Annotated in this window: 18 protein-coding genes; 8 read left to right on the forward strand and 10 right to left on the reverse strand. The window is 74.2% G+C overall.

Annotation, left to right across the window (positions count from 1 at the left end):
• The 5 genes from AB0C69_RS08595 to tkt form a co-directional block, all read right to left on the reverse strand.
• The coding region (locus tag AB0C69_RS08595; protein ID WP_360351482.1) for a glucose-6-phosphate isomerase at window positions 1-1,312 on the reverse strand (1,312 nt) is incomplete at its 3' end.
• Window positions 1,309-2,991, reverse strand: coding sequence for a phosphoheptose isomerase (locus tag AB0C69_RS08600; protein ID WP_360351485.1), 1,683 nt, complete (start codon window positions 2,989-2,991; stop codon window positions 1,309-1,311). The genes AB0C69_RS08600 and AB0C69_RS08595, both read right to left, overlap by 4 nt.
• A 124-nt stretch (window positions 2,992-3,115) precedes the next feature.
• Window positions 3,116-4,771, reverse strand: coding sequence for a glucose-6-phosphate isomerase (locus AB0C69_RS08605; protein WP_360351488.1), 1,656 nt, complete (start codon window positions 4,769-4,771; stop codon window positions 3,116-3,118).
• Window positions 4,768-5,883 (reverse strand): transaldolase, encoded by a 1,116-nt coding sequence (gene tal / locus AB0C69_RS08610; protein ID WP_345181025.1) that lies wholly within the window; start codon window positions 5,881-5,883, stop codon window positions 4,768-4,770. Before tal ends, AB0C69_RS08605 begins: the two co-directional genes overlap by 4 nt.
• Before the next feature lie 94 nt (window positions 5,884-5,977).
• Entirely contained in the window at window positions 5,978-8,104 is a 2,127-nt protein-coding gene (gene tkt, locus AB0C69_RS08615) for a transketolase (protein ID WP_345181027.1), read from the reverse strand.
• A gap of 650 nt (window positions 8,105-8,754) precedes the next feature.
• Here tkt and AB0C69_RS08620 point away from each other — a divergent pair.
• The 3 genes from AB0C69_RS08620 (at window position 8,755) to AB0C69_RS08630 (ending at window position 12,081) form a co-directional block, all read left to right on the forward strand.
• Window positions 8,755-9,699 carry a heme o synthase gene (locus AB0C69_RS08620; protein ID WP_360351522.1) on the forward strand — a complete coding sequence of 315 codons (945 nt, stop codon included), beginning with the start codon at window positions 8,755-8,757 and terminating at the stop codon, window positions 9,697-9,699.
• A 78-nt stretch (window positions 9,700-9,777) separates the two neighbouring features.
• A complete protein-coding gene (locus AB0C69_RS08625; RefSeq protein ID WP_360351492.1) occupies window positions 9,778-11,001 on the forward strand; it encodes a PrsW family intramembrane metalloprotease in 1,224 nt (407 codons plus the stop codon).
• 81 nt (window positions 11,002-11,082) lie between these two features.
• Complete coding sequence (locus AB0C69_RS08630; RefSeq protein ID WP_360351495.1) at window positions 11,083-12,081, forward strand: COX15/CtaA family protein; 999 nt, start codon at window positions 11,083-11,085, stop codon at window positions 12,079-12,081.
• A 7-nt stretch (window positions 12,082-12,088) separates the two neighbouring features.
• Here AB0C69_RS08630 and polX read toward each other — a convergent pair whose 3' ends face one another.
• The 5 genes from polX to AB0C69_RS08655 form a co-directional block, all read right to left on the reverse strand.
• Window positions 12,089-13,807 carry a DNA polymerase/3'-5' exonuclease PolX gene (gene polX / locus AB0C69_RS08635; RefSeq protein ID WP_345181033.1) on the reverse strand — a complete coding sequence of 573 codons (1,719 nt, stop codon included), beginning with the start codon at window positions 13,805-13,807 and terminating at the stop codon, window positions 12,089-12,091.
• Window positions 13,808-13,846: 39 nt separating this feature from the next.
• Window positions 13,847-14,683 carry a proteasome subunit beta gene (gene prcB, locus AB0C69_RS08640; protein ID WP_360351499.1) on the reverse strand — a complete coding sequence of 279 codons (837 nt, stop codon included), beginning with the start codon at window positions 14,681-14,683 and terminating at the stop codon, window positions 13,847-13,849.
• 71 nt (window positions 14,684-14,754) lie between these two features.
• On the reverse strand, window positions 14,755-15,714 hold the full coding sequence (locus AB0C69_RS08645) for an EamA family transporter (protein ID WP_353833773.1): 960 nt from the start codon (window positions 15,712-15,714) through the stop codon (window positions 14,755-14,757).
• 2 nt (window positions 15,715-15,716) lie between these two features.
• Window positions 15,717-16,433 (reverse strand): ABC transporter permease, encoded by a 717-nt coding sequence (locus AB0C69_RS08650; RefSeq protein WP_360351525.1) that lies wholly within the window; start codon window positions 16,431-16,433, stop codon window positions 15,717-15,719.
• A gap of 50 nt (window positions 16,434-16,483) precedes the next feature.
• Window positions 16,484-17,410 carry an ABC transporter ATP-binding protein gene (locus AB0C69_RS08655; RefSeq protein WP_345181040.1) on the reverse strand — a complete coding sequence of 309 codons (927 nt, stop codon included), beginning with the start codon at window positions 17,408-17,410 and terminating at the stop codon, window positions 16,484-16,486.
• 173 nt (window positions 17,411-17,583) lie between these two features.
• Here AB0C69_RS08655 and AB0C69_RS08660 point away from each other — a divergent pair, with 173 nt between their 5' ends.
• Genes AB0C69_RS08660 through AB0C69_RS08680 form a run of 5 tightly spaced genes read left to right on the forward strand, consistent with a single transcriptional unit; the run spans window position 17,584 to window position 23,296 of the window.
• Window positions 17,584-18,825, forward strand: coding sequence for an arginine deiminase (locus AB0C69_RS08660; protein ID WP_345181042.1), 1,242 nt, complete (start codon window positions 17,584-17,586; stop codon window positions 18,823-18,825).
• Window positions 18,825-19,826 (forward strand): ornithine carbamoyltransferase, encoded by a 1,002-nt coding sequence (gene argF, locus AB0C69_RS08665; RefSeq protein WP_360351504.1) that lies wholly within the window; start codon window positions 18,825-18,827, stop codon window positions 19,824-19,826. Before AB0C69_RS08660 ends, argF begins: the two co-directional genes overlap by 1 nt.
• Before the next feature lie 29 nt (window positions 19,827-19,855).
• Entirely contained in the window at window positions 19,856-20,791 is a 936-nt protein-coding gene (gene arcC / locus AB0C69_RS08670) for a carbamate kinase (protein WP_345181048.1), read from the forward strand.
• Entirely contained in the window at window positions 20,788-22,254 is a 1,467-nt protein-coding gene (locus AB0C69_RS08675; RefSeq protein ID WP_345181050.1) for an amino acid permease, read from the forward strand. The genes arcC and AB0C69_RS08675 overlap by 4 nt, the downstream gene beginning before the upstream one ends.
• Window positions 22,247-23,296 carry a universal stress protein gene (locus tag AB0C69_RS08680; RefSeq protein ID WP_360351508.1) on the forward strand — a complete coding sequence of 350 codons (1,050 nt, stop codon included), beginning with the start codon at window positions 22,247-22,249 and terminating at the stop codon, window positions 23,294-23,296. The genes AB0C69_RS08675 and AB0C69_RS08680 overlap by 8 nt, the downstream gene beginning before the upstream one ends.
• Window positions 23,297-23,403 lie beyond the last annotated feature (107 nt).

Raw genomic sequence — 23,403 nt, forward strand, 5'->3', positions numbered from 1 at the left:
GGCGCACCTGCGCGCCCTGGCCGCGCGCCTCGTCCGGGTCGAGGTGGGCGACCAGCACGAGGTGCTCGCCCCGTCCGACGCGACCGGCCAGCGCGTCCAGCAGCCCGGTGAGCCCGGACGCGCCGGCCAGCGCGGGGACGGCCGTGCGGGCCTCGACCGCCTGGCCGGGGTCGCCGTCGGCGAACAGCGGCTCGCCGGTCCCGTCGTCCAGCGTCATCGGGGCGGGCCGGTCCGCCGCCGCCAGCGGGTCGGCCTCCAGCAGGTAGGACGCCACCGCGGCGGCGTACTCCCATACGACGAGTTGCGCGGCGAGCGGCCCGGCGACCGTGGCGTCGTCCTGGTGCGGGCGGCCGTCGAACGTCAGCAGGAAAAGGTCGTCGTCGGGCTGCAACGGCAGGCCCCCGTCCTGGACGACCGGCACCAGCCGGCCGCGCGCCGCCTCCCGCAGCAGCAGCGCCGCCCACCCGGCGATGCCCGGCAGCGCCGCCGGGTAGCCGCCGAGCACGGCCGTCCGCCGCCCGGCCCGGGCCGCTCCGCCGAGGATGGCGCCGAGCACGAGCCCCGGATTGTGCTCCGGCCGCGTGAGCGACGGCAGGACGGCGGTGGCCTCCTCCAGCAGCGCCCCGACGTCGGCGCCGGCGAGCGCCGCGGGCACCAGCGCGTAGGGGGACAGCGCGCCGAACGCGGTGGGCGCCGGAGCCTCCACCAGCGCGTGCCCCGCCTCCGCCGCGTGCCCGGCCGCCGCCGCGCGCGGCTCGGCGACCGTCACGAACCGCCGCGCGATCCCGGCGGGGGACAGGCCCTCCTCCCGCAGCGCCTCCGCGAACACCTCGCGCAGCGCCTCGGTGGCCGGGTCGCCGCCGGTCACCACGAACGCCGTCCGGTTCAGCCGCTCCGGGTCCTCCCTGAGGCGCAGCGGCGGCCCGGGGTCGGGGCCGTCCAGCACCGTCAGCGAGCCGCGGCCGTCCGGCGCGGGCGCTCCGCCGGCGCGGACGATCAGCTCTGCGGCGCGGGCCGGGGCGCCGCCGCCGAGCAGCACCACGTCGGTCAGCCCGTCCTCGCGGGCCCGCGCGCGCAGCTGTTCGGCACGTTCCAACACCGCGCGGCCGGGACCGGGCTGCCCCGGCCAGCACAGCGGGCGGCCCTCCACGCCGGCGGTGGCCGCCGACGGCCACAGCGACGCGTCCTTCGAGGCGAGCCGGACCGGCACCTGGTCGATCCACAACCTTCCCAGGACCCGCTCGGCGGCCTCCTTCAGCGGACCGCGAGCGGTGATGGCCGTCTCCCCCGAGACGACGGCGGTGAAGCTCACGGTCTGCGCGCCCCCGCCACCGCGCGGACCGCCTCGATCAGCCGTCCCGCGCCGTCCACCGGGTTGCGCAGGTGCAGCCGGATGACCGGCAGCCGCCGCGCGCGGAGCGCCCGCAGCTCCCCGAGGGCGCGCGCGATCTGCAGCTGCGCCAGGCTGTAGGGGCGCCCGGGGACGGGGTGCGCGGCCAGCGCGTCGCCCGGCGCGGGATCGCCGGTGATGATCAGGAACGCGCCGTTGCCCGGACCGTCCTTGTGCACCGGGCCCGTGGCGTGCGGGTAGCCGGGTCCCGGCCCGTAGGCGACGGGGCGCCCGGACGCGCGGGCCAGCGACGGCGCGAGGTAGCGCCCGGAGAAGTCGCCCGACAGGTACGTCATGACCGCGAGGTAGCCGTCGGACGGCACCGAGGCGACCAGGCCGCCGAGGACGGTCTGCAGCTCGGCGCCGGGCGGCCACGGGAAGTCGGCGTGCACCTCGATGTCGTCCTCGACGTACACCGGCCGCTCCGCCGTGAGCGACCCGGTCGCGACCGTGCGCAGCAGCGTGGCGGCGTCGTCCTCGGCTTCCTGGACGACCGTGCTGCCCGCCTCGAACGGGTTCACGCCGAGCAGCCACCCGGCGACCGCCGTCGCGTACTCCCACAGCAGGAACTGCGCGCCGAGCGGCGCCCACACCGAGGTGTCGGACTCGTCCTGCGCCGCCGACCGCGGATTGACCGACACGCCGTGCACGTCGGGGAAGTCGCCCCGGCCGCCGGGCGGCTCGAAGGCCAGCACGCCGCGCCCCCGCTTGCCGGTGCCGACCGCGAGCAGCTGGGCGATCCACGCGCTCAGCGCGCCCGGCCCGCCCGGTTCGCGCAGCAGCACCTTGTCGCGGGCGAGGCCGCCCGGCCCCTGCTGCGCGCAGCCGCCGATGACGGCGCCGAGCAGCAGGCCCGGGTTGTCCTCGTTCCTGGACAGCGACGGCACGAGCGACGCCGCCTCCTCCAGGAGCCGGTCGGCGTCCGCGCCCGCCAGCACGGCGGGGACGAGCCCGTAGGCGGACAGGGCGCCGTAGTGCCCGGGCAGGTAGGGGTCGGTCAGCCCGATCCGGTAGCCGCACTGGCGGGCGAAGTCGTGCAGCGGGCTGCCGTGGTCGGTGATGACGAGGAACCGGCTCGCGATCTCCCGCTCCGACAGGCCCCGCTCCCGGAACGCGGCCGCGAAGATCCGGCGGTAGGCGTCGCCCTCCAGGGACACGCCCGCCTTGCTGGCCAGCACGACCAGCGTGCGGTCGAGCCGCTCCATCGCGAACGCGAGCGCGGCGGTGTCGCCGCCGTCCAGCACGGTCAGCTCGCCGGACGGCCGCTCGGCCGCGCCGCCGGCGCCCGCCATCGCGGGCGCCTGCGCCTCCACGACGGCCTGCGCGGCGAGGCTCTCCGCGCCGACGCCGATCAGCACCACATGGTCGAGGCCCGAGTACCGCGCCTCCGCCACCAGCCCGCCGACCTGGTTCAGCAGCCCGCGGGAGGCGAACGGCAGGTCGAGCCAGCCCAGCCGGCTGTGGTCGACCGCCCGCCGCCCCCACAGCTGGGGGTCCTTGGCGGCCAGCGCACCGGGGACGCCGCAGCTCACGAGGTAGTCCCGCGCCTGCAGCGCCGAGTCCAGCACGTCACCGCGCGTGAGTACGTCGAATCCTGACACCGTTCCCTCCCGGCCCCCATCGTTTCAGGAGAGAAAGGGCATTCGCGACCATCTCCATCGATCTTCTTGGTCGCGTCCCGGATCCGGCCGGTCGCGGTGAGTCGACGCGGCCGGACCCGGTCGGTCAGCCCAGCGCGGCCGCGAGCCGGTCGAGTCCCTCGGCGCGGTCGCGCAGGTGGATCCGGAAGGCGGGACGGCCGAGCGACCGCAGCACCCGCAGGTCGCCGAACGCCTGCGCGAGCTGCAGCTCGCCGAGGCTGTAGGGCCTGCCCGGCACGGGGACGTCGCCGGAGACGGCACCGGTGACCATCAGGAAAGCGCCGTTCGCCGGGCCGCCCTTGTGGTACTGCCCGGCCGTGTGCAGGCAGCGGGGCCCCCAGCCGAAGGTGACGGGGGCGGGATTGCGGCGGACCTTGGCGGCCCGCGCCGCCAGCAGCGGCCGCAGCTCCGCCGCCGCGGCGTCCGCGGTCCGGTCGAGGTAGGCCAGGAGCGCGAGGTAGCCGCCGTCCTCGATGTCCTCCAGCAGGACGTCCAGCGCCTCGGTGAGGGTCCGCGCGCCGCGCAGCGCGTCCTCGGGGGCGTGCACCTCGACGGCGCCCTCGACCAGCTCGGGGGGCCGGTGCACCACCGTCGGCGCGGCGCCCTCCTCCGAGCGCAGCAGCGCGGCCGTGCTCTCCCGCGACTCGCCGACGTCGGGCTCGGTGAACGGGTCGACCCCGATCACCCGGCACGCCACCGCGACCGCGTACTCCCACAGCAGGAACTGCCCGCCGAGCGGCCCGGCGACGCTCACCCCCGCCTCGCGCCCGGGACCCGGCTCGTCGGGGCGGCGGCCCAGGATGACGCGCCGCAGGTCGCCGGTCAGCTCGAAGCCGGGCGCGTCGACGCCCTCCACCACGACCGGGAGCAGACCCTTGCCGTCCTTGCCCATCGCCCCGGCGACCAGCTGCTCCGCCCACGCGGCGAAGCCCTCCAGGCCGGACCCGAGGTCGGCGATCACCAGCTTGTCGCGGGAGCCGAGCGCCGAGGAGGCCAGCGCCGCGCCGAGCGCCAGCGCCGGGTTGTCGTAGGGCTGCCGCAGCACCGCCGCGAGCCGGGACGCCTCGTCCAGCAGGGACTCGACGTCCACTCCCGCGAGCGCCGCCGGGACCAGCGCCCGCGCGCCGAGCGCGCCGAACCGGCCGTCGACGTCCTCCTCGACCGGGACGAAGTGGTGCCCGACGTCGCGGGCCGCCTGCTGGAGGGCGGAGCCCTCTTCGGCGACCACGACGAACCGGCGGGCCAGCTCGGCGCCCTTCAGCCCGGCCTCGGAGAAGGCGCGCCCGAAGACGCGCCGCAGCGACTCGGCCTCGACGCCCTCGTCCGCCACGACGACGAGCGTCCGGTCCAGGCCGGCGGCCAGGACGGCGGACACCTCGTGCGGGTCGGTGGTGTCGAGGACGGTCAGGTCAGCGCCCGCCGTCCGGCAGATCGCCTCCGCCGCCAGCGCTGGACCCCCGGACGCCGCCAGCACGATCCGGTCGAGCCCGGCGGAGCGGACCTCGCCCACCAGCTCCGACAGCCGGTCGCACAGGTAGCGCGAGGTCTCCGGCAGGCCCAGCCAGCCGAGCCGGCGGGCGGCGAGCGGGGCCGCGTCCGGACCCCACAGCTTGGCGTTGCGGGACGCGAGCGAGCCGGGCACGCCGTCGGAGACGAGACGGTCCAGGACCGTCTCGCTCTCGTCGACGACGGTGCCGCGGATGGTGACCGAGATCCCCCCGGCGGTCACCACCGACGTCACGCGCCGGCCTTCTTGGACTCCAGCTCGCCGGTGATGGTGTCGAGGAGCTCCGTCCAGGACGCCTCGAACTTCTCGACGCCCTCCTCCTCCAGCACCCGCACGACGTCGTCGTAGTCGACGCCGACGTCCTTCAGCGCCGCCATGTGCGCGCGGGCGTCGTCATAGGCGCCCCGGACGGTGTCGCCGCGGACCTGGCCGTGGTCGGCCTCGGCCACCAGCGTCGCCTCCGGCATCGTGTTGACCGTGCCCGGCGCGACCAGCTCGTCCACGTACAGGGTGTCGCTGAGGTCGGGGTCCTTCACGCCGGTCGAGGCCCACAGCGGCCGCTGCGGGCGCGCCCCGGCGTCCTTGAGCGCCTTCCACCGGTCGGTGGCGGACTTCTCCTCGTACAGCGCGTAGGCGAGCCGGGCGTTGGCGAGGCCCGCCTTGGAGCGCAGCGCCTTCGCCTCGTCCGAGCCGATCTTGTCGAGCCGCTTGTCGATCTCGGTGTCCACCCGGCTGACGAAGAACGAGGCCACCGAGGCGATCTTCGACAGGTCGTGGCCGTTCTCCCGGGCCTTCTCCAGCCCGGCGAAGAACGCGTCGATGACCTTGCCGTAGCGCTCCAGCGAGAAGATCAGCGTCACGTTCACGCTGATGCCCTCGGCCAGCACCGCCGTGATCGCCGGCAGGCCCTCCTCCGTCGCCGGGATCTTGATGAGCAGGTTGGGCCGGTCCACCATCCACCACAGCGCCCGCGCCTCGGCGATCGTGCGGCGGGTGTCGCGGGCCACCCGCGGGTCGACCTCGATCGACACGCGGCCGTCCAGGCCCTCGGTCCGGTCGTAGACCGGGCGCAGCACGTCGCAGCCCCACCGGATGTCGTAGGTGGTGATGGCGCGGGCCGCCTCCTCGACGTCCACGCCGCGCACCGCGAGGTCGCGGACCTGCTCGTCGTAGGCGTCGCCCTTGCTCAGCGCCTTCGCGAAGATCGTCGGGTTGGACGTGACGCCGACGACGTGCTTGTCCTTGACCAGCTCCGCCAGGTTGCCCGTGCGCAGCCGCTCCCGGCTGATGTCGTCCAGCCAGATCGAGACGCCCTCGCCCGAGAGCTTCTTCAGAATGTCGCTCATCGCTCTTCTCCACGTCGTCGTCTTCATCGCCCCGCCGGGGCGGGCGGGCGGCGTGCGGGGGTGCGCGGACGCCGCCCGCCTCGCGGGCCGTGACTCAGTTGCCGGTCGTCTCGCCCTGCCCCGCGTGGCGCACGCCGGCCCGGATGAGGCTGGCCTTGGCCGCCGCCACCACGCGCTCGGGCGTGATGCCGAACTGCAGGAACAGGGTCTTGTAGTCGGCCGAGGCGCCGAAGTGCTCCAGGCTCACCGACTCGCCGGCGTCGCCGACGTAGCCGCGCCAGCCGAGCGCCACGCCGGCCTCGACCGACACCCGGGCGCGCACGCCCGGCGGCAGCACCTCCTGCCGGTAGGCGTCGCTCTGCTGCTCGAACCACTCCACGCACGGCATCGACACCACGCGGGTCGGGGTGCCCTCGGACTGCAGCGTCGTGCGCGCCTGCAGCGCCAGCTCCACCTCGCTGCCGGTCGCGATGAGGATCACCTCGGGCCGCCCGCCGTCGGCGTCGGCCAGCACGTAGCCGCCCTTGGCGGCGCCCTCGGCGGAGGCGATCTCGCCGCCGCGCTCCAGCGTCGCCAGCTTCTGCCGGGTCAGCGCCAGGCCGGCCGGGCGGTCGGTGTGCTGCAGGACCGTCCGCCACGCCACCGCGGTCTCGTTGGCGTCGGCGGGGCGGACGACGTCCAGGCCCGGGATCGCCCGCAGCGCCCACAGGTGCTCGACGGGCTGGTGGGTCGGGCCGTCCTCGCCGAGCCCGATCGAGTCGTGCGTCCAGACGAAGGTGACCGGCAGCTTCATGAGCGCCGCCAGCCGGACCGCCGGGCGCATGTAGTCACTGAAGATCAGGAACGTGCCGCCGTAGGGGCGGGTGCCGCCGTGCAGCGCGATGCCGTTGCAGATCGCGGCCATCGCGTGCTCGCGGACGCCGAAGTGCAGCGTGCGGCCGTAGCGGTGGCCGGGGAACTCCTTGGTCTGGAACTCCTCCGGGATGAAGGACGGCTCGCCCTTCATCGTCGTGTTGTTGCTCTCCGCGAGGTCGGCCGAGCCGCCCCACAGCTCCGGCAGCACCGGCGCCAGCGACGCCAGCACCTCGCCGGACGCCGCGCGGGTCGCGATGGACTTGCCCGCCTCGAACTCCGGCAGCGCGCTCTCCCAGCCGGCCGGCAGGGTCCGCGAGGAGATCCGGTCGAACTCCGCGGCCCGCTCGGGGTTCGCGGAGCGCCACGCCTCGAACGCCTTGCTCCACTCGGCGTGGTCCGCGCGGCCCCGGTCGGACACGGCGCGGGCGTGGGCCAGCACGTCCTCGGGGACCTGGAAGCTCTCGGCCGGGTCCATGCCGAGGATCTGCTTGGTCGCGGCGACCTCGTCGGCGCCCAGCGCCGAACCGTGGATCTTGCCGGTGTTCTTCTTGTTCGGCGCCGGCCAGCCGATGATCGTGCGAAGCGCGATGAAGGACGGGCGGGACGTGTCGGCCTTGGCCGCGGCGAACGCCTTCGCCAGCGCGGCGACGTTCTCCTCGTAGTCGCCGTCCTGCGTCCAGTCGACGTGGTGGACGTCCCAGCCGTAGGCCGCGTAACGGGCGCGCACGTCCTCCGACAGCGCGATCGCGGTGTCGTCCTCGATCGAGATGTGGTTGTCGTCGTAGAGGAGGACCAGGTTGCCGAGGCGCTGGTGCGCCGCCAGCGCGCTCGCCTCGTGGCTGATGCCCTCCTCGATGTCGCCGTCGGACGCGAACGCCCAAACGGTGTGGTCGAAGGGGGACTCGCCCTCGGGCGCGTCCGGGTCGAACAGGCCGCGCTCGCGGCGGGCCGCCATCGCCATGCCCACGGCGTTGGCGATGCCCTGCCCGAGGGGGCCGGTGGTGGTCTCAACGCCCGCGGTGTGCCCGTGCTCGGGGTGGCCGGGCGTGAGGCTGCCCCACTTGCGGAGGGACTTCAGGTCGTCCAGCGTCATCGGGTAGCCCGACAGGTACAGCTGGATGTAGAGGGTCAGGCTGGAATGGCCGCAGGACAACACGAACCTGTCCCGCCCGGCCCAGTGCGGGTCCGTCGGGTCGTGCCGCAGGAACCGCTGGAAGAGAAGGTAGGCGGCCGGCGCGAGGCTCATCGCCGTGCCTGGGTGACCGGAGCCCGCCTCCTCGACCGCGTCCATGGCGAGGGCGCGGATCACGTCCACCGCGCGCCGGTCCTGGTCGGACCACTCAAACGTGCTGTTGTCCCTGCTCACGGAAACGCCAGGCTCCTCTCGAACCGATGTCAAAGAACCACTCTGTAATGTTGTGCGCCGGCGGCCCCGCAGACGACCCCCACACAGGACAACGCCCGGCGGTGCGGCGCCTCTTCCCCCGCCCCGCACGGCCGCACGGGCGCGGTCGCGAAGATCAAGCCCGCGCCCAGCCGCGAGCCTATCGCGCGGGAGGGCGGTCGCAGGCGGGGGCGGAGGACCGCTGCGCCGGGCCCGGGCCGCGACGCTTCATGCACCCTTGCCCGAACGCCCGGCGGACTAACCCCCCGCGCGGGTGATCCGGCGGGTGATCCGAGGTCGCCCCGGCTCCGGGCGGTTGCGGCGGGCATCCCGCCCGCGGCGCGTCCGGTTCGCGCCCGCGGCGCGTCCGGGCATCGCTCGCGGGGCGTTCGGGCATCGCCCGCGGCGCGTCCGGCGACCCGGTGCGCGGCCCCCGCGGGGGGCGGACTACAGTGATTGCGCGGCTGACGCCAGCGGCCGCGGCAAGACGACCCAGCCGAAGTCGCACCCAGCCGAGGCCGGCCCGATCGCGGGGCACCGCCAGGGTGGTACCGATTTCTCATCCCTAGTCAGACGTGGACCCGATTGTGACGGTGCTCAGTAACAAGCGCGGGATCGACCTGGACGAGCAGGTGCCGGAGGCGCCCGCGTCCCCGCTCGCGCCGCCTCCCGCCGAGCGGACCGCTCGGCGCACGCCGGGCGCCAGCGTGCGCGCCTACGTGGCGCTGACCAAGCCGCGCGTGATCGAGCTGCTCCTGATCACGACCATCCCGGTGATGTTCCTGGCGGACCGGGGCGTGCCGCCGCTGTCCACCGTGCTGCTGACGCTGGCGTTCGGCACCATGTCCGCCGGCGCCGCCAACGCGATCAACTGCTACATCGACCGCGACATCGACGCCAAGATGCGCCGCACCCGGCGCCGCCCGCTGGCCCGCCACCAGGTCACCCCGGCCCGCGCCCTGGTCTTCGGAGTGACGCTCGCCGTGCTGTCCACGGCCGGGTTCCTGCTCACGGTCAACCCGGTCGCCGCGGCCGGCTCGCTGTTCGCGATCCTGTTCTACGTCTTCGTCTACTCGCTGCTGCTCAAGCGGCGCACCTCGCAGAACGTCGTGTGGGGCGGCATCGCCGGGTGCATGCCCGTCCTCATCGGCTGGGCCGCCGTCACCGGCGGCGTCGCCTGGACGCCGCTCGTCCTGTTCGGCGTGGTGTTCCTGTGGACGCCGCCGCACACCTGGACGCTCGCGATGCGCTACCGCGAGGACTACGCCGTCGCCAAGGTCCCGATGCTGCCGGTCGTGGCGTCCGAGCGCCGCGTCGTCGTCGAGAGCCTCGTGTACACCTACGCGACCGTCGCCTGCTCGCTGCTGCTGTGGCCCGTCGCCGGGATGGGCCCGGTGTACGGCGCCGTCGCCGTGGTGCTCGGCCTGGTCTTCCTGGCGGAGGGGCACCGGCTGCTGAAGGCCGTGCGCGCCGGGGTCACCGGCGTCCACCTGCGCCCGATGCGCTTCTTCCACCTGTCGAACGTCTACCTGGCGCTGCTGTTCACCGCCGTGGCCGTCGACCCGCTCCTGTACTGACCCGGCGCTCTGCTATCGGCGCCGTACCGATACGCGCGCTTTCGCGGATCGGTGCGACCTGCCGTTACGCTTCGCGGTATGGCGAGCATGGATCCCAAGGCGGTGCTCGAAGGCCGTGTCCCCGGGCGGCCTCCGGTCGGCCTGATCCTCGGCATGACCGTGTCGGGGCTGTGCGCCCTCGTCGCGCTCGGCACGGACGCCGCGCTCGGCGGGGCCGGGTTCTGGGTCGGGGTGATCCTCGCGATCCTGCCGATCCCGGTGCTGATCGCCCTAGCCCTCACGCTCGACCGGCTGGAGCCCGAGCCGCCGCGCGCCCTCGCCTTCTCGTTCATGTGGGGCGCGGGGGTCGCCGTGCTGGGCGCCCTCGTGCTCAACACCGCCGGGATGCTGTACGTGACCGTGCCCATCTTCGGCGAGACGGAGGGCCACTTCGTCAGCGCCGCCGTCGGCGCGCCGATCATCGAGGAGTCGCTGAAGGGCGCCGTCCTGTTCGGCATGCTGTGGTTCCGCCGCAACGAGATCGACGGGTTCGCCGACGGGATCATGTACGCGGCCATGGTCGGGCTCGGCTTCGCCATGATGGAGAACGTCACCTACTACACGCGGGCGTTCGAGGACGGCGGCGCGCAGCAGCTCCAGGCGGTGTTCGTCCTGCGCGGCCTGATCGCCCCGCTCAGCCACCCGCTGTTCACCTCGATGACCGGTCTCGGCGTCGCCTATGCCGCCACCCACCGGCGCGGCCAGATCGTCGCGCCGCTCGCCGGGCTGCTCGGCGCGATGGTGCTGCACGGGCTGTGGAACGGCGCCGCCGCGTTCGGGCTCGGCGGCCTCGGCATCGTCTACCTGCTGGACTTCTGCGTCCTGGTGGCGCTGATCGTCATCGTGTTCGTCGAGCGGCGCGGCACCGTGCGCCGCATCGAGACCTACCTGCCGATGTACGCGGGGACGGGCCTGGTGACGCCGCAGGACGTGCGGATGCTGCGCTCCATCCCCTCGCGTCGCGCCGCCCGCCGCTGGGCCCGCTCGGTCGGCGGCGCGCCCGCCGGACGCGCCATGGTCGACTACCAGCTCGCCGCGACGGAGCTGGCGCTGCTGCACAAGCGCGCCGACCGGGGCGTCGCCGACCAGCGCTGGTTCGTGGCCCGCCGCGACTCGCTGCTCGCACTGATGTCGCTGGCCAGGCAGGCGTTCCTGCGCACCCCGCCGCGGCCCGGGGCGGGCATCCAGGCCGGGCCGCCGTGGGCGCGGCAGGGCCCGTCGGGATTCCTGCCGCCGCAGCCGCCCGGCCCGTACAGCGCCTGACCCGCGGACGCTGCCGGAGCGGCGCGCGCGTGGGCGGGGGCCGGGTCACGGCCACGGAGACCCGGCCATACGATTGGTGCCGTGGCAGAGCGAGAGTCGTCCAACCTCCTGATCCGGACCTGGAACGCCGTGTGGCGCCCGACGCCCGGGTCCCTGCGGCTGCTCGCGCTGATCGGCGTCATCGGCAACGTGGTGATCGTCGTCAGCGGCGGCGCCGTCCGCGTCACCAAGTCCGGGCTCGGCTGCCCCGACTGGCCGCGCTGCTCCGGCGACAGCCTCGTGCCGACCCACAACCCCGAGCACCACGTCCTCAACATGTCGATCGAGTTCGGCAACCGGCTGATCACCTTCGTGGTGCTGGGCGTCGGCGTGCTGGTGTTCGTCGCCGCGCTGCGGCTGCGGCCGCGCCGCCGGAGCCTGGTGCTGTGGGCGCTGGCCCAGCCGATGAGCGTGGTCGCCCAGGCGGTCATCGGCGGCATCGTCGTGCTGACCAAGCTGCACCCGGCGGCCGTCTCGCTGCACTTCCTGGTCTCGCCGGCCCTGCTGGTGTTCTGCGTCGCGCTCTGGGTCCGCGCGGGGGAGGGCGACGCGCCGCCCCGGCCGCTCGCCGGGCCCTGGACGCGCCGCCTCGCCGCCGCGCTGCTGGTCTCGTGCGCCGCCGTGCTCGTCGCGGGCACGGTCGTCACCGGCACCGGCCCGCACGCGGGCGACGCCGAGTCGCGCCGCTACGGCTTCGACATCACCGACGTCGCCCGGATCCACGGCGAGCTGGCCTGGCTCACCATCGCGCTGACGGCGCTCGCCATCGTGGCCCTGCACCGCACGGGCGCGCCCGCCGCCGCCCGCCGCCGCGCCCACGAGCTGGGCGGGCTGATCGTGCTGCAGGGCGCCGTCGGCTACGTCCAGTACTTCCTCGGCGTCCCCGCCGGCCTGGTGCTGCTGCACATGCTCGGCGCGGTGCTGATGTGGATCGCGGCGTTCCGCCTGTTCTTCGCGCTGCGCGACCGGGGCCCCGTTCCCGCCGCCGAGGCTCCGGCCCCGGCGGCCCCGCGGCCCGCCGAGGCGCCCCAGCCCGCCTGACCCGCGCTCAGGTCTTGCGCAGGAACGCGCGCAGACGCTCCAGCGGCCAGGTGTTGATGACGTCGTCGGGGGTCAGCCAGCCCCGCTGGGCGGTGCCGACGCCGTAGCGGATGTTGCGGTGGTGGCCGACCGAGTGGGCGTCGGTGTCGACGGCGAACTTCACGCCGAACCGCTTCGCGCGCCGGACCAGGTCGGCGGGCAGGTCGAGGCGGTCGGGGAAGGAGTCGATCTCCATCGCGGTGCCGGTGCGGGCGGCGGCGCGGAACACCTCGTCCCAGTCGGCGTTCACCGGCGCCCGGCGGCCGATGCTGCGGGCGGTGGGGTGCCCGATCACGTGGACGTGGGGGTTCTCGCACGCGCGGACGAGCCGCCGCGTCATGCTCGCCTCGTCCTGCGTGAAGTGGGAGTGGACGGAGGCGACGCAGACGTCGAAGCCGGACAGGAAGTCGGCGTCCCAGTCGACGCCGCCGTCGGGGTCGATGTTGAGCTCGGTGCCGTGCAGGAGCGTGAGGCCGGGGAACCGATCCCGCAGCTCGGCGATCCGCTCGCGCTGGGCGAGCATCTTCTCGTCGGTCATGCGCTGCATGACCAGGTTCGGCGCGTGGTCGGTGATCGCGTAGTACTCCAGGCCGCGGTCCCGCGCGGCGGCGGCCATGTCCTCCAGGGAGGCGACGCCGTCGGTCAGGTCGGTGTGGCTGTGCAGGTCGCCGCGCAGGTCCTCGACGGTCACCAGGCGGGGCAGCTCATCCCTCAGCGCCGCCTCGATCTCGCCGGCGTCCTCGCGGAGGGCGGGGTGCACCCAGGGCAGGCCGAGGCGCTCGTAGACCTCCTCCTCGGTGGCGGACACGATCAGCTCGTCGGTGCGGGCGTCGAACAGCCCGTACTCCGAGAGCCTGAGCCCGGCCTTCACGGCGATCTCGCGGGTGCGGATGTTGTGGGCCTGGGAGCCGGTGAAGTACTGGAGCGCGGCGCCCCACGACTCGGGCGGGACGACGCGCAGATCGACCTGCAGGCCCCGGGCGGTGCGGATCGAGGTCTTCTTGTCGCCGCCCGCGATGACCTCCGCGACGAACGGGAGCGCGGTGAACGCCTCCATGACCGGACGCGGGTCGCGGGAGGCGGCCAGCACGTCGACGTCGCCGATCGTCTCGCGCATCCGGCGCAGCGAGCCGGCGTGGGCGCAGCGCTCCACCTGGGGCAGCGCGGACAGGGCGGCGACGATCTCGTCGGCGACGCCCGCCGCCGCGTCGACCAGGACGCGCTCGCCGGAGCCGCGCATCAGCTCGATGCCGTGGAGGATGTTCTCCTCGGTCTTGGCGCCGAAGCCCTTGAGCCCGCGGAGCCGTCCCTCCTCGACGGCGGCGGCCAGCTCGTCGACCGAGGAGACGCCGAGCGCCTCGTAGACGGCGAGGGCCTTCTTCGGGCCGAGCGTGGGGATGGCGGTCAGGGCGCGGACCCCGGCCGGGATCTGCGTGCGCAGCTCCTCGACCTGCCGGATCGTGCCGGTGGTGTTGTAGTCGAGGAGCTTCTTGGCGATCGCGTCGCCCACCCCCGGGATCCGCCGCAGTCCGGCCAGGTCGAGGCCGGCGATGTCGCCCGGGTGGCCCGCGACCGCCCGCGCCGCCTTCTCGTACGCCCTGATCTTGAACGCGTCGCCGCCCGTGATGGCCAGCAGATCGGCCAGTTCCTGGATGAGGGCCGCAGCCTCGTCGTTCGCCCGTGCCATGGGCCGAGTCTAGAAGCCGGGTACGACGGTTTCGGGCGCTCAGCGCAGGGGCGCGACGGGCCCGCCGGGCCGCTCGGTCCGGCCGCGCACGACCTCGTCGGCGATCGCCGCCACCTGCTCGTCGGGCAGGCGCCGGTAGCCGTCGGCCGTGACGACCGCGATCGTCGGGTAGATGCGCCGGGTCGGGTCGGGGCCGCCGGTGGCGCTGTCGTCGTCGGCCGCGTCGTAGAGCGCCTGGACGCACACGGTGGCGGCGTCCTCCAGGGACAGGTCGTCGCGGTAGAGCTTCTTCAGCGCGCCGGCGGCGTAGGGAGAGCCGGAGCCGTCCGCGTGGAAGCCGCGGGCCTCCTGAGGGGCGCCCGTGATGTCGTAGGTGTAGATCCGCGCCTCGCCGGAGTCGGGGTCGAGGCCCGCGAACAGCGGGACGACCGCGAGCCCCTGCAGGGCCTGCGCGAGGTTGGCCTGGATCACGGCGCCGAGGCGGCGGGCCTTGCCCGGCAGCGACAGCGGGACGGTCTCCATCTTCTCGTAGTGCTCCAGCTCCACCTGGAACAGCCGGACCATCTCCAGCGCCAGCCCGACGGTTCCCGCGAAGGCGACGGCGGAGTACTCGTCGGCGCGCTGCACCTTGTCGAGCTCGCGGTAGGCGATGCGGTGCCCCTGGGTGGTGCGCCGGTCGCCGGCCATCATCACGCCGCCCGGGAACGTCAGCGCCAGGACCGTCGTCCCGTGCGGCAGCTCGGGCGCGTCCCCCTCGGGCACCCGGTTGACGGGCAGCAGCTCAGGGGAGTGCAGGCGCAGGAAGTCGACGAACGACGCTGACCCCGCCTCGAAGAACTCGGGCGGAATCCCCTGGTCCTCGCTCCGGCCGATCACGGCGGCTCCTCTCCTGCTCGATGATCGCGACGTCCCGATCCTTCCACGCTGCCACACGGGGCCGCCACCGCTCAGGCCTCCGGCGCCTCGGGCGGCTCCTTCTGGCTCCGGGTCGCGCCCGCGCACGCGACGATCACGCAGCAGATCGCCACCCACTGGCGCGCCGTGAGGATCTCGCCGAGCAGTGCCACCCCGACGAGCGCCGCCACGGCGGGCTCCAGGCTCATGAGGATCCCGAAGACGCGGGCGGGCATCCGCCGCAGCGCCTCCAGCTCGAGCGAGTACGGGATCACCGACGACAGCAGCCCCACGCCGAGGCCGATCAGCAGCAGGCGCGGGTCCAGCAGGGCGGTGCCCGCGGACGCCACGCCGAGCGGAAGGATCGCCACGGTCCCGACGACGCTGGCGAGTGCGAGGCCGGTGGAGCCGGGGAACCGCTGGCCGGTCGCGGCGGTGAGGACGATGTAGCCCGCCCAGCACGCCCCCGCCAGCAGCGCGAACGCGATGCCGACCGGGTCGAGGGCGCCGCTGCCGCCCCGGGCGAGCAGGACGACGCCGGCCCCCGCCAGCACCACCCACAGCGCGTCGCGGGGGCGCCGGGAGGCGATGATCGAGACCAGGAGCGGCCCGAGGAACTCGATCGTGACGGCGACGCCCAGCGGGATCCGCGAGAACGACTGGTAGATCGAGTAGTTCATCAGCGCCAGCGCCAGCCCGAAGCCCGCGGCGATCGCGAGGCTGGAGCGCGAGTGGTCGCGCAGGACGGTCCGCAGCGCCTTGCGGGTCAGGAACCCCAGCACGACCGCCGAGGTCAGCAGCCGCATCGTCACGATGGCGCTCGGCGGCAGCCGGTCGAACATGTGCTTGGCCAGGCCCGCGCCGACCTGGAGGGAGATGATGCCCATCAGGATGAGCGCGGGCGGCGGCACCGACCCGAGCGACAGCCTCCGCGCCGGCAGCGCCCGCGCCCAGGCGGGCCGGGCGGGCCGGGACGCGCCGCCGAACGAACCGGGAGCCTCAGAGAGGGCCATGGCTACTCCCACCTGAAGAAGCGGGCGGCCAGGAGGAGGCCGGCGGCAGCCCACACGGCGAGGACCGCCAGCGGCTTGCCGGGGAAGGCGGCTCCGTGCTGGAGGACCTGGCGCAGCCCCTCGGAGAGCGCCGAGATGGGCAGCAGCTCCAGGGCGGACCGCACACCACCGGGGAAGCGGTCGAGCGGGAAGACGACGCCGCCGAGGGCCAGCAGCAGGATGTAGACGAGGTTGGCGGCGGCGAGGGTGGCCTCGGCGCGCAGCGTCCCGGCCATGAGCAGCCCGAACCCGCTGAACGCGGCGGTGCCGAGCGCCAGCAGGACGACCACCGAGGCGGGGTCGCCGTGCGGGTGCCAGCCGAGCGCCAGCGCCACCGCGCAGACGACCGCGGCCTGCACGGCCTCGACCGCGACCACGCTGAGCGTCTTGGCGGCGATGAGCCCGCCGCGCGGCAGCGGGGTCGCGCCGAGCCGCTTGAGGACGCCGTAGCGCCGCTCGAAACCGGTGCCGATGGCCTGGCCGGTGAACGCGGTGGACATCACCGCGAGGGCGAGGACGCCCGGGGCGAGGAAGTCGACGCGGCGGCCCGCGCCGAGGTCGACGAGGTCGGTGGCGCTGAACAGCGCGAGCAGCACCACCGGGATGATCAGCGTGAGCAGCAGCTGCTCGCCGTTGCGCAGCACGGCGCGGAACTCGTAGCCCGCCTGGGAGAGGATCATCCGCGGCAGCGGCGCGGCGCCCGGCGCGGGGGCGAGGTCCAGTGGGGCGGTCACGAGCGCAGCTCCCGTCCGGTGAGTTCCAGGAAGACGTCCTCCAGCGTGCGCCGCTCGATCCGCAGGTCCTCGGTCATGACGCCGTGCGAGGCGCACCAGGCGGTGACCGTGGCCAGCAGCTCGGGCCGGACGTCGGCCTCGATCAGGTAGTGCCCGGCCGGCGACTCCTTGGCGGCGCTCCCGGCGGGCAGGGCCGCGAGCAGCTCCTCCAGGCCGAGGCCGGGACGGGCGCGGAAGCGCAGCTGGCGCTCGGCGCCGGTCAGCTCCTCGGGGGCGCCCTGCGCGACGACCCTGCCGCCGTCGACGATCACGACGTGGTCGGAGAGGCGCTCGGCCTCCTCCATGTTGTGCGTGGTGAGCACCACCGACACCCCGGCCGCGCGCAGCTCGCCGATGAGCTCCCAGGTGGCGTGCCTGGCCTGCGGGTCGAGCCCGGTGGTGGGCTCGTCGAGGAAGACCAGCTCGGGCCGCCCGACCACGGCGACGGCGAGGGAGAGCCGCTGCTGCTGCCCGCCCGACATGCGCCGGAACGGGGTGCGGGCGTGCGCGGTGAGGCCGAGCCGCTCCAGCAGGGCGGAGGCGTCGAGCGGCGCGGTGTGGAACGAGGCGACGAGCCGCAGGAACTCGCCGGCCCGGGCGGTGCCCGGCACGCCGCCGGACTGCGGCATCACCCCGACCCGCGGGCGCAGGGCGCGCCCGTCGGCGGCGGGGTCCAGCCCGAGGACGCGGACGGTGCCCGCGTCGGCCCGCCGGAACCCCTCGCAGATCTCGATGGTGGTGGTCTTGCCGGCGCCGTTCGGGCCGAGCAGCGCGGTGACCGCGCCCCGGGCGGCGCTGAGCGACAGGCCGTCCACGGCCGTCACCGCGCCGTAGCGCTTGGCGAGGGAGCGCAGTTCGACCGCGCCGTCTCCGGGGGGTGTCATGGTGACGAGTTTAGGTCCGGGGCGCGACAGCTCCGCGCCCGGTCCCGGCCCTCCCAGCGTGAACTCGCGGTAAAGCCGGCCGGTGGAAGTCGATCTAGTTTCGCCGCCGCGCCCCGGGGAATCCGCGATCTGGGGGAGTCGCGGCGCCGTGGCCGTGCTCCGGGGAGGTGGGGATGGCGTTCCGCGTCGATTCGGAGGTCGGGCGGCTCCGCGAGGTGCTGCTGCACCGGCCCGAGCTGTCGCTCAAGCGGCTCACCCCCTCCAACGCCGCCGGGCTGCTGTTCGACGACGTGCTGTGGGTCAGGCGGGCGGTGGAGGAGCACGAGGAGTTCGAGGACGTGCTGCGCGCCCAGGGCGTGCGCACGCACCTGCTGATCGACCTGCTGGGCGAGACCGTCACGATCCCCGAGGCGCGCCGGCACATCCTCGACCGGGTGGTCGACCCGCACTGGTTCGGCCCGCTGGCCACCGACGCCATCCGCAACTGCTTCGACGCCATGGACGTCGCGGAGCTGGCCGCGTTCCTGATCGGGGGCATCACCAAGCGGGAGATGCTGGAGCGGATGCCCGAGCCGGCGTCGATCGCGTTCCACTCGATCGGCATGGACGGGTTCGTCCTGCCGCCGCTGCCCAACCACCTGTTCACCCGCGACACGTCCTGCTGGATCTACGACGGCGTCTCGATCAACACGATGCGCATGAAGGCCCGGATGCGCGAGACGGTGAACATGGAGGCGATCTACCGCTGGCACCCGCTGTTCGCGGCCGGGTACGACCGGCCCGCCGAGGGCGGCTACCACGTGTGGAACCGCGGCACCGCGATGGCGCCGGCGACGCTGGAGGGCGGCGACGTGCTCGTCCTCGGCAACGGCGGAGTGCTGGTCGGGATGAGCGAGCGCACGCAGCCGCAGGCCGTGGAGATGCTGGCCCAGTCGCTGTTCGCCGCGGGGTCCTGCGACCGGATCGTCGCCCTGCGGATGCCGCGCAAGCGGGCGTTCATGCACCTGGACACGGTCATGACGATGGTCGACCACGGCGTGTTCACCAAGTACGGGGGGATGGGCATGCTGCCGTCCCACACCGTGGAGCCCGGCGACAACGAGAAGGAACTCAAGATCACGGATCATCCGGCGGAGGACATGCACCGGGCCGTCGCCGCCGCGCTCGGGCTGGACGACATCAAGGTGCTCTCCCCGACCCAGGACGTGTTCGCCGCCGAGCGCGAGCAGTGGGACGACGGCGCGAACGTCCTGGCCGTCGCGCCCGGCGTGGTGATCGCCTACGAGCGCAACGCCACGAGCAACAACCACCTCGCCCGCAACGGCGTCGAGGTCGTCACGATCCGGGGAAGCGAGCTCGGCCGGGGCCGCGGGGGGCCGCGCTGCATGAGCTGCCCGCTCGTCCGGGACGCCTGATGGCGCCCGATCTGCGCGGGCGCAGCCTGCTCAGGGAGCTCGACTTCACGCCGGAGGAGTTCGCGTACCTCATCGACCTGGCGGCCGACCTGAAGGCCGCCAAGCGCGGCGGGACGGAGACGCGGGCGCTGGCGGGCAGGAACATCGCGCTCGTCTTCGAGAAGCCCTCCACCCGCACCCGCTGCGCGTTCGAGGTCGCCGCGCACGACCAGGGCGCCCACGTCACCTACCTCGACCCCGGCGGGACGCAGATCGGCCACAAGGAATCGATCAAGGACACGGCGCGCGTCCTCGGGCGGATGTACGACGGCATCGAGTACCGGGGCTCCGCCCAGCGGCGCGTCGAGGAACTGGCCGAGCACGCGGGCGTCCCGGTGTGGAACGGCCTGACCGACGAGTGGCACCCGACGCAGATGCTCGCCGACATGCTCACCATGCGCGAGCACAGTGGCAGGCCGCTGACCCAGGTCGCCTACGCGTACCTGGGCGACGCGCGCAACAACATGGGGCACTCCTACGTGGCGGCCGGGGCGCTGCTCGGCATGGACGTCCGCATCGTTGCCCCCCGCGCCCTCTGGCCCGACGAGGAGGCGGTCCTCGGGCCGTCCCGCGCGGTCGCGGCCGGGACGGGCGCGCGCATCACCCTCACCGAGGACGTCGCGGACGGCGTGCGCGGCGCCGACTTCGTCATCACCGACGTGTGGGTGTCGATGGGCGAGCCGGCGGAGGTGTGGGACGAGCGGATCGCGCTGCTCACGCCCTACCAGGTCAACGCCGAGGTCATGCGCGCCACCGGCAACCCCGCCGCCAGGTTCATGCACTGCCTGCCGGCCTTCCACGACCGGGGGACCGCCGTGGGCGAGGAGATCTACCGCAGGACCGGCCTGGACGCCCTCGAGGTCACCGACGAGGTGTTCGAGTCCGAGGCGTCCGTCGTCTTCGACGAGGCCGAGAACCGGATGCACACGATCAAGGCGGTCATGGTGGCGACGCTCGGCTGAGCCGGGACCGCCGGGGAGGGGGAGGACGCATGCGCGTGGTCGTCGCGCTCGGAGGGAACGCGCTGGTCAAGCGGGGGGAGACGCCCGACGCCGAGCTCCAGCGCGGCAACGTCGACCGGGCCGTGCGGTCGCTGGCGCCGCTGGCCGAGCGGCACGAGCTGATCATCACGCACGGGAACGGGCCGCAGGTGGGGGTGCTGGCGCTGGAGAGCGTCAACGACCCGAACCTGACCCGGCCCTACCCGCTGGACACGATCGGCGCCGAGACCCAGGGCATGATCGGCTACTGGATGCTCCAGTCGCTGCAGAACGCGCTGCCCGGCCGCCAGGTGATGGCGATGATCAACCAGACGCTGGTGTCGGCGGTGGACCCGGCGTTCGAGAACCCCACCAAGTTCGTCGGCCAGGTCTACGAGCGGGAGGAGGCCGAGAAGCTCGCCGCCGAGTACGGCTGGACCGTCCGGCCCGACGGGGACCGCTGGCGCCGCGTGGTGCCCTCCCCGCGGCCGCAGCGGGTGATCGAGACGCGGCTGATCAGGGAGCTGGTCCGGCTCGGCACGGTGGTGGTGTGCGCGGGCGGCGGCGGCATCCCGGTCTTCCGCAACGACGTGGGGCGCCTGGAGGGCGTCGAGGCGGTGGTCGACAAGGACCTCACCGCGGCCGTCCTCGCCGAGAGCATGGACGCCGACGCGCTGCTCATCCTCACCGACGTGCCCCGCGTGATGCGCGGCTTCGGCACGCCGGACGCGCAGGAGATCGCCCACACGACGCCGTACGAGCTGCGCGGCGAGGACTTCCCCGCCGGGTCGATGGGCCCGAAGGTCGAGGCCGCGGTGAGCTTCGTCGAGCGGACGGGCGACATGGCCGCGATCGGGACGCTCGACCAGTGCGAGCGCATCCTGGAGGGGACCGCGGGGACGATCGTCACTCCCAACGCCACGTGGCCGCTGGCGAGCACGCTGTGAGCGCCGGGACCGCGCCGCAGACCTTCGCGCGGAGCCTGCTGCGGACCAAGCCCGTCGACCTGATCGTCGCCGAGGGCGGGCACGGCGAGGGCGGCGAGCTGAGGCGCACGATGAGCCTGCTGCAGCTCACCCTGTTCAGCGTCGGCGCGACCCTCGGCACCGGCATCTTCGTCGTCCTCGGCGAGGCGGTCCCGCTGGCCGGGCCCGCGGTCGTGCTGTCGTTCGTCCTCGCCGCCGTCACCGCCCTGTTCTCTGCGCTGTCGTACGCCGAGCTGGCCGGGACGATCCCCGTCTCCGGCTCGTCCTACTCCTACGCGTACGCGACGCTGGGCGAGCTCGTCGCCTGGGTCTGCGGCTGGTGCCTGCTGCTGGAGTACGCCGTGTCGGTGTCGGCCGTGGCGGTCGGCTGGGGCTCCTACCTCAACGCCTTCCTCGACGGCGCCGCGGGCTTCACGATCCCGGCGCAGATCAGCAACCCGCCGGGGGAGGGCGGCCTCGTCAACGTCCCCGCGGTGATCGTGGTGCTGTTCGCCACGGCGCTGCTGCTGCGCGGCACCTCCGAGAGCGCCGCCGCGAACACGGTCATGGTCTTCCTCAAGATCGGCGTGCTGCTGTTCTTCTGCGCGATCGCCTTCACGGCGTTCCGGTCGGGCAACATGTCCCCGTTCGCGCCGATGGGATGGGCGGGCATCAGCGCGGCGGGCTCCAAGGTGTTCTTCTCCTACATCGGCTTCGACGCCGCCTCCACCGCCGGGGAGGAGGCCAGGAACCCGCGCCGCGACCTGCCCCTGGCGATCATCCTCTCGCTGGCCGTCGTGACGGCGCTCTACGTGCTGGTCGGGCTCGCGGCGGTCGGCGCCATGCACTGGACGCGGTTCTCGCTCAGCGGCTCGGAGGCCTCCCTGGCGCAGGTCCTGAACTCGGTGAGCGGGCGGACGTGGCCGTCGGTGGTCCTGTCCCTCGGCGCCGTGATCGCCATCGCGAGCGTCGTGCTCACCGTCATGTACGGGCAGACCCGCATCCTGTTCGCGATGTCGCGCGACGGGCTCGTCCCGCACGTCTTCCAGAAGGTGAGCCCGCGGCGGCGCGTCCCGGTCGCCAACACCGTCATCGTGGCGGGGTTCATCGCGGTCCTCGCCGCGGTGATCCCCCTCGGCCGGCTCGTCGACGCCACCAGCATCGGGACGCTGTTCGCGTTCGCCCTGGTCAGCGTCGGCGTGATCGTCCTGCGCCGGACCCGGCCGGAGCTGCCGCGCAGCTTCCGCGCGCCGCTGTACCCGGTGACGCCGCTGGCCGGCGTCGCCCTGTGCGTGTATCTGATGGTCGGCCTCGGCGGCGTCACCTGGACCGTCTTCGCGATCTGGACCGCCGTCGGCCTGGCCGGCTACTTCCTGTACGGCCGGCGCCACTCGCGCCTGGCCGCCGGGAACGGAGGGCCCATCGGAGGGAGCCCGCATGAGTGAACCGAAAGGCATGGAACCGGACGGCGTCGATTCCGGCGGAGGCGAGCCGGACGGGCTGCGCGTGGTGGTCGGGTACTCGCCCGACGAGCGCGGCGACGACGCCCTCGTCCTGGCCGCGCTGATCCGGTCGGCGGACCGGTCGAGGCGGCTCGCGCCGCTGACGGTCGCCAACGTCCATCCGCCCGCCTGGCCCGCGCACGGCCCCGCCTCGGTGGACGCCGAATGGGTCGCCTACCTCAGGCACCAGTCGGAGGAGGCGCTGGGCCGGGCCGCCGCGCGGCTCGCCGAGCTCCAGGTGCCGCGGCCGGACCTCGACCTGCGAGTGCGCGCGCACCGGGGCAGCGGGCGCGGCCTCATCGAGGTCGCCCGGGAAGTGGGCGCCGACCTCGTGGTCATCGGCTCGGCGCCGGGCGGCCGCCGCGGCCGGATCGCCATCGGCAGTACCGCCGACCAGCTCCTGCACGACTCGCCCGTCCCGGTGCTGCTGGCGCCGCGCGGGTACGCCGAAGAGTCGCTGCGCCACCACCGGGCGCTGGGGCCCGACCGCGCGGCGCGGCGGCTGGAGCGGATGACCGTGGCGTTCTGGCCGCGCCGCGACGTCGAGGGCCCGCTGCTGGCCGCCGCGGCGCTCGCGCGGAAGCTGGGGCTGCCGATGCGGCTGCTGACGCTGGTGCTGCGCCCGGCCGCCGTCGCGGCCAGGTTCGGCGGCGTCGGCGGCGCGCTGGACCGCCAGGTCGCCCAGGCCGACGAGGACCTGCGGGAGGCCGCGGGCCTGCTCGGGGCGCGCCTGGGGGACGGGATGCCGGTGGAGCGGCTCGCGGAGGTCGGGACCGGGGTCGCCGCCACGCTCGGCGCCGTCGATATGCTGCCGGGGGAGATCGTCGCCTGCCTGCCCGGCCGCCACGGACCGCTGCGCAAGGTGTTCCTCGGGGAGGGCTCCGGCAAGATCGTGCGGGCCGCGCCGTGCCCGGTGCTGGTGCTGCCGCGCGGGATCGGCGCGGGCGGGGGCGAGGCCACCTCCAGCGAGGACGACCAGACTTAGGTAAGGCTTACCTGCGTGAGCTACGACATCGGCGTTCCGGTGTTTCGCGGGAAGTAATTACGGCACACTGATGTTGTGAAAAACGTGGGCGAGGATCAGACGAGCAC

Origin of the sequence: Actinomadura sp. NPDC048032 (assembly GCF_040653175.1) — a bacterium.
In the GTDB taxonomy this organism is placed as follows: domain Bacteria; phylum Actinomycetota; class Actinomycetes; order Streptosporangiales; family Streptosporangiaceae; genus Spirillospora; species Spirillospora verrucosospora.

Bases quoted from the DNA above. Each gene is read 5' to 3' on its own strand.
- tal (WP_345181025.1), bottom strand. From the start codon at position 5,883: ATGAGCGACATTCTGAAGAAGCTCTCGGGCGAGGGCGTCTCGATCTGG.
- AB0C69_RS08625 (WP_360351492.1), top strand. From the start codon at position 9,778: ATGGCGAGCATGGATCCCAAGGCGGTGCTCGAAGGCCGTGTCCCCGGG.
- polX (WP_345181033.1), bottom strand. From the start codon at position 13,807: ATGGCACGGGCGAACGACGAGGCTGCGGCCCTCATCCAGGAACTGGCC.
- AB0C69_RS08645 (WP_353833773.1), bottom strand. From the start codon at position 15,714: ATGGCCCTCTCTGAGGCTCCCGGTTCGTTCGGCGGCGCGTCCCGGCCC.
- AB0C69_RS08650 (WP_360351525.1), bottom strand. From the start codon at position 16,433: ATGATCCTCTCCCAGGCGGGCTACGAGTTCCGCGCCGTGCTGCGCAAC.
- AB0C69_RS08655 (WP_345181040.1), bottom strand. From the start codon at position 17,410: ATGACACCCCCCGGAGACGGCGCGGTCGAACTGCGCTCCCTCGCCAAG.
- AB0C69_RS08660 (WP_345181042.1), top strand. From the start codon at position 17,584: ATGGCGTTCCGCGTCGATTCGGAGGTCGGGCGGCTCCGCGAGGTGCTG.
- argF (WP_360351504.1), top strand. From the start codon at position 18,825: ATGGCGCCCGATCTGCGCGGGCGCAGCCTGCTCAGGGAGCTCGACTTC.
- arcC (WP_345181048.1), top strand. From the start codon at position 19,856: ATGCGCGTGGTCGTCGCGCTCGGAGGGAACGCGCTGGTCAAGCGGGGG.
- AB0C69_RS08680 (WP_360351508.1), top strand. From the start codon at position 22,247: ATGAGTGAACCGAAAGGCATGGAACCGGACGGCGTCGATTCCGGCGGA.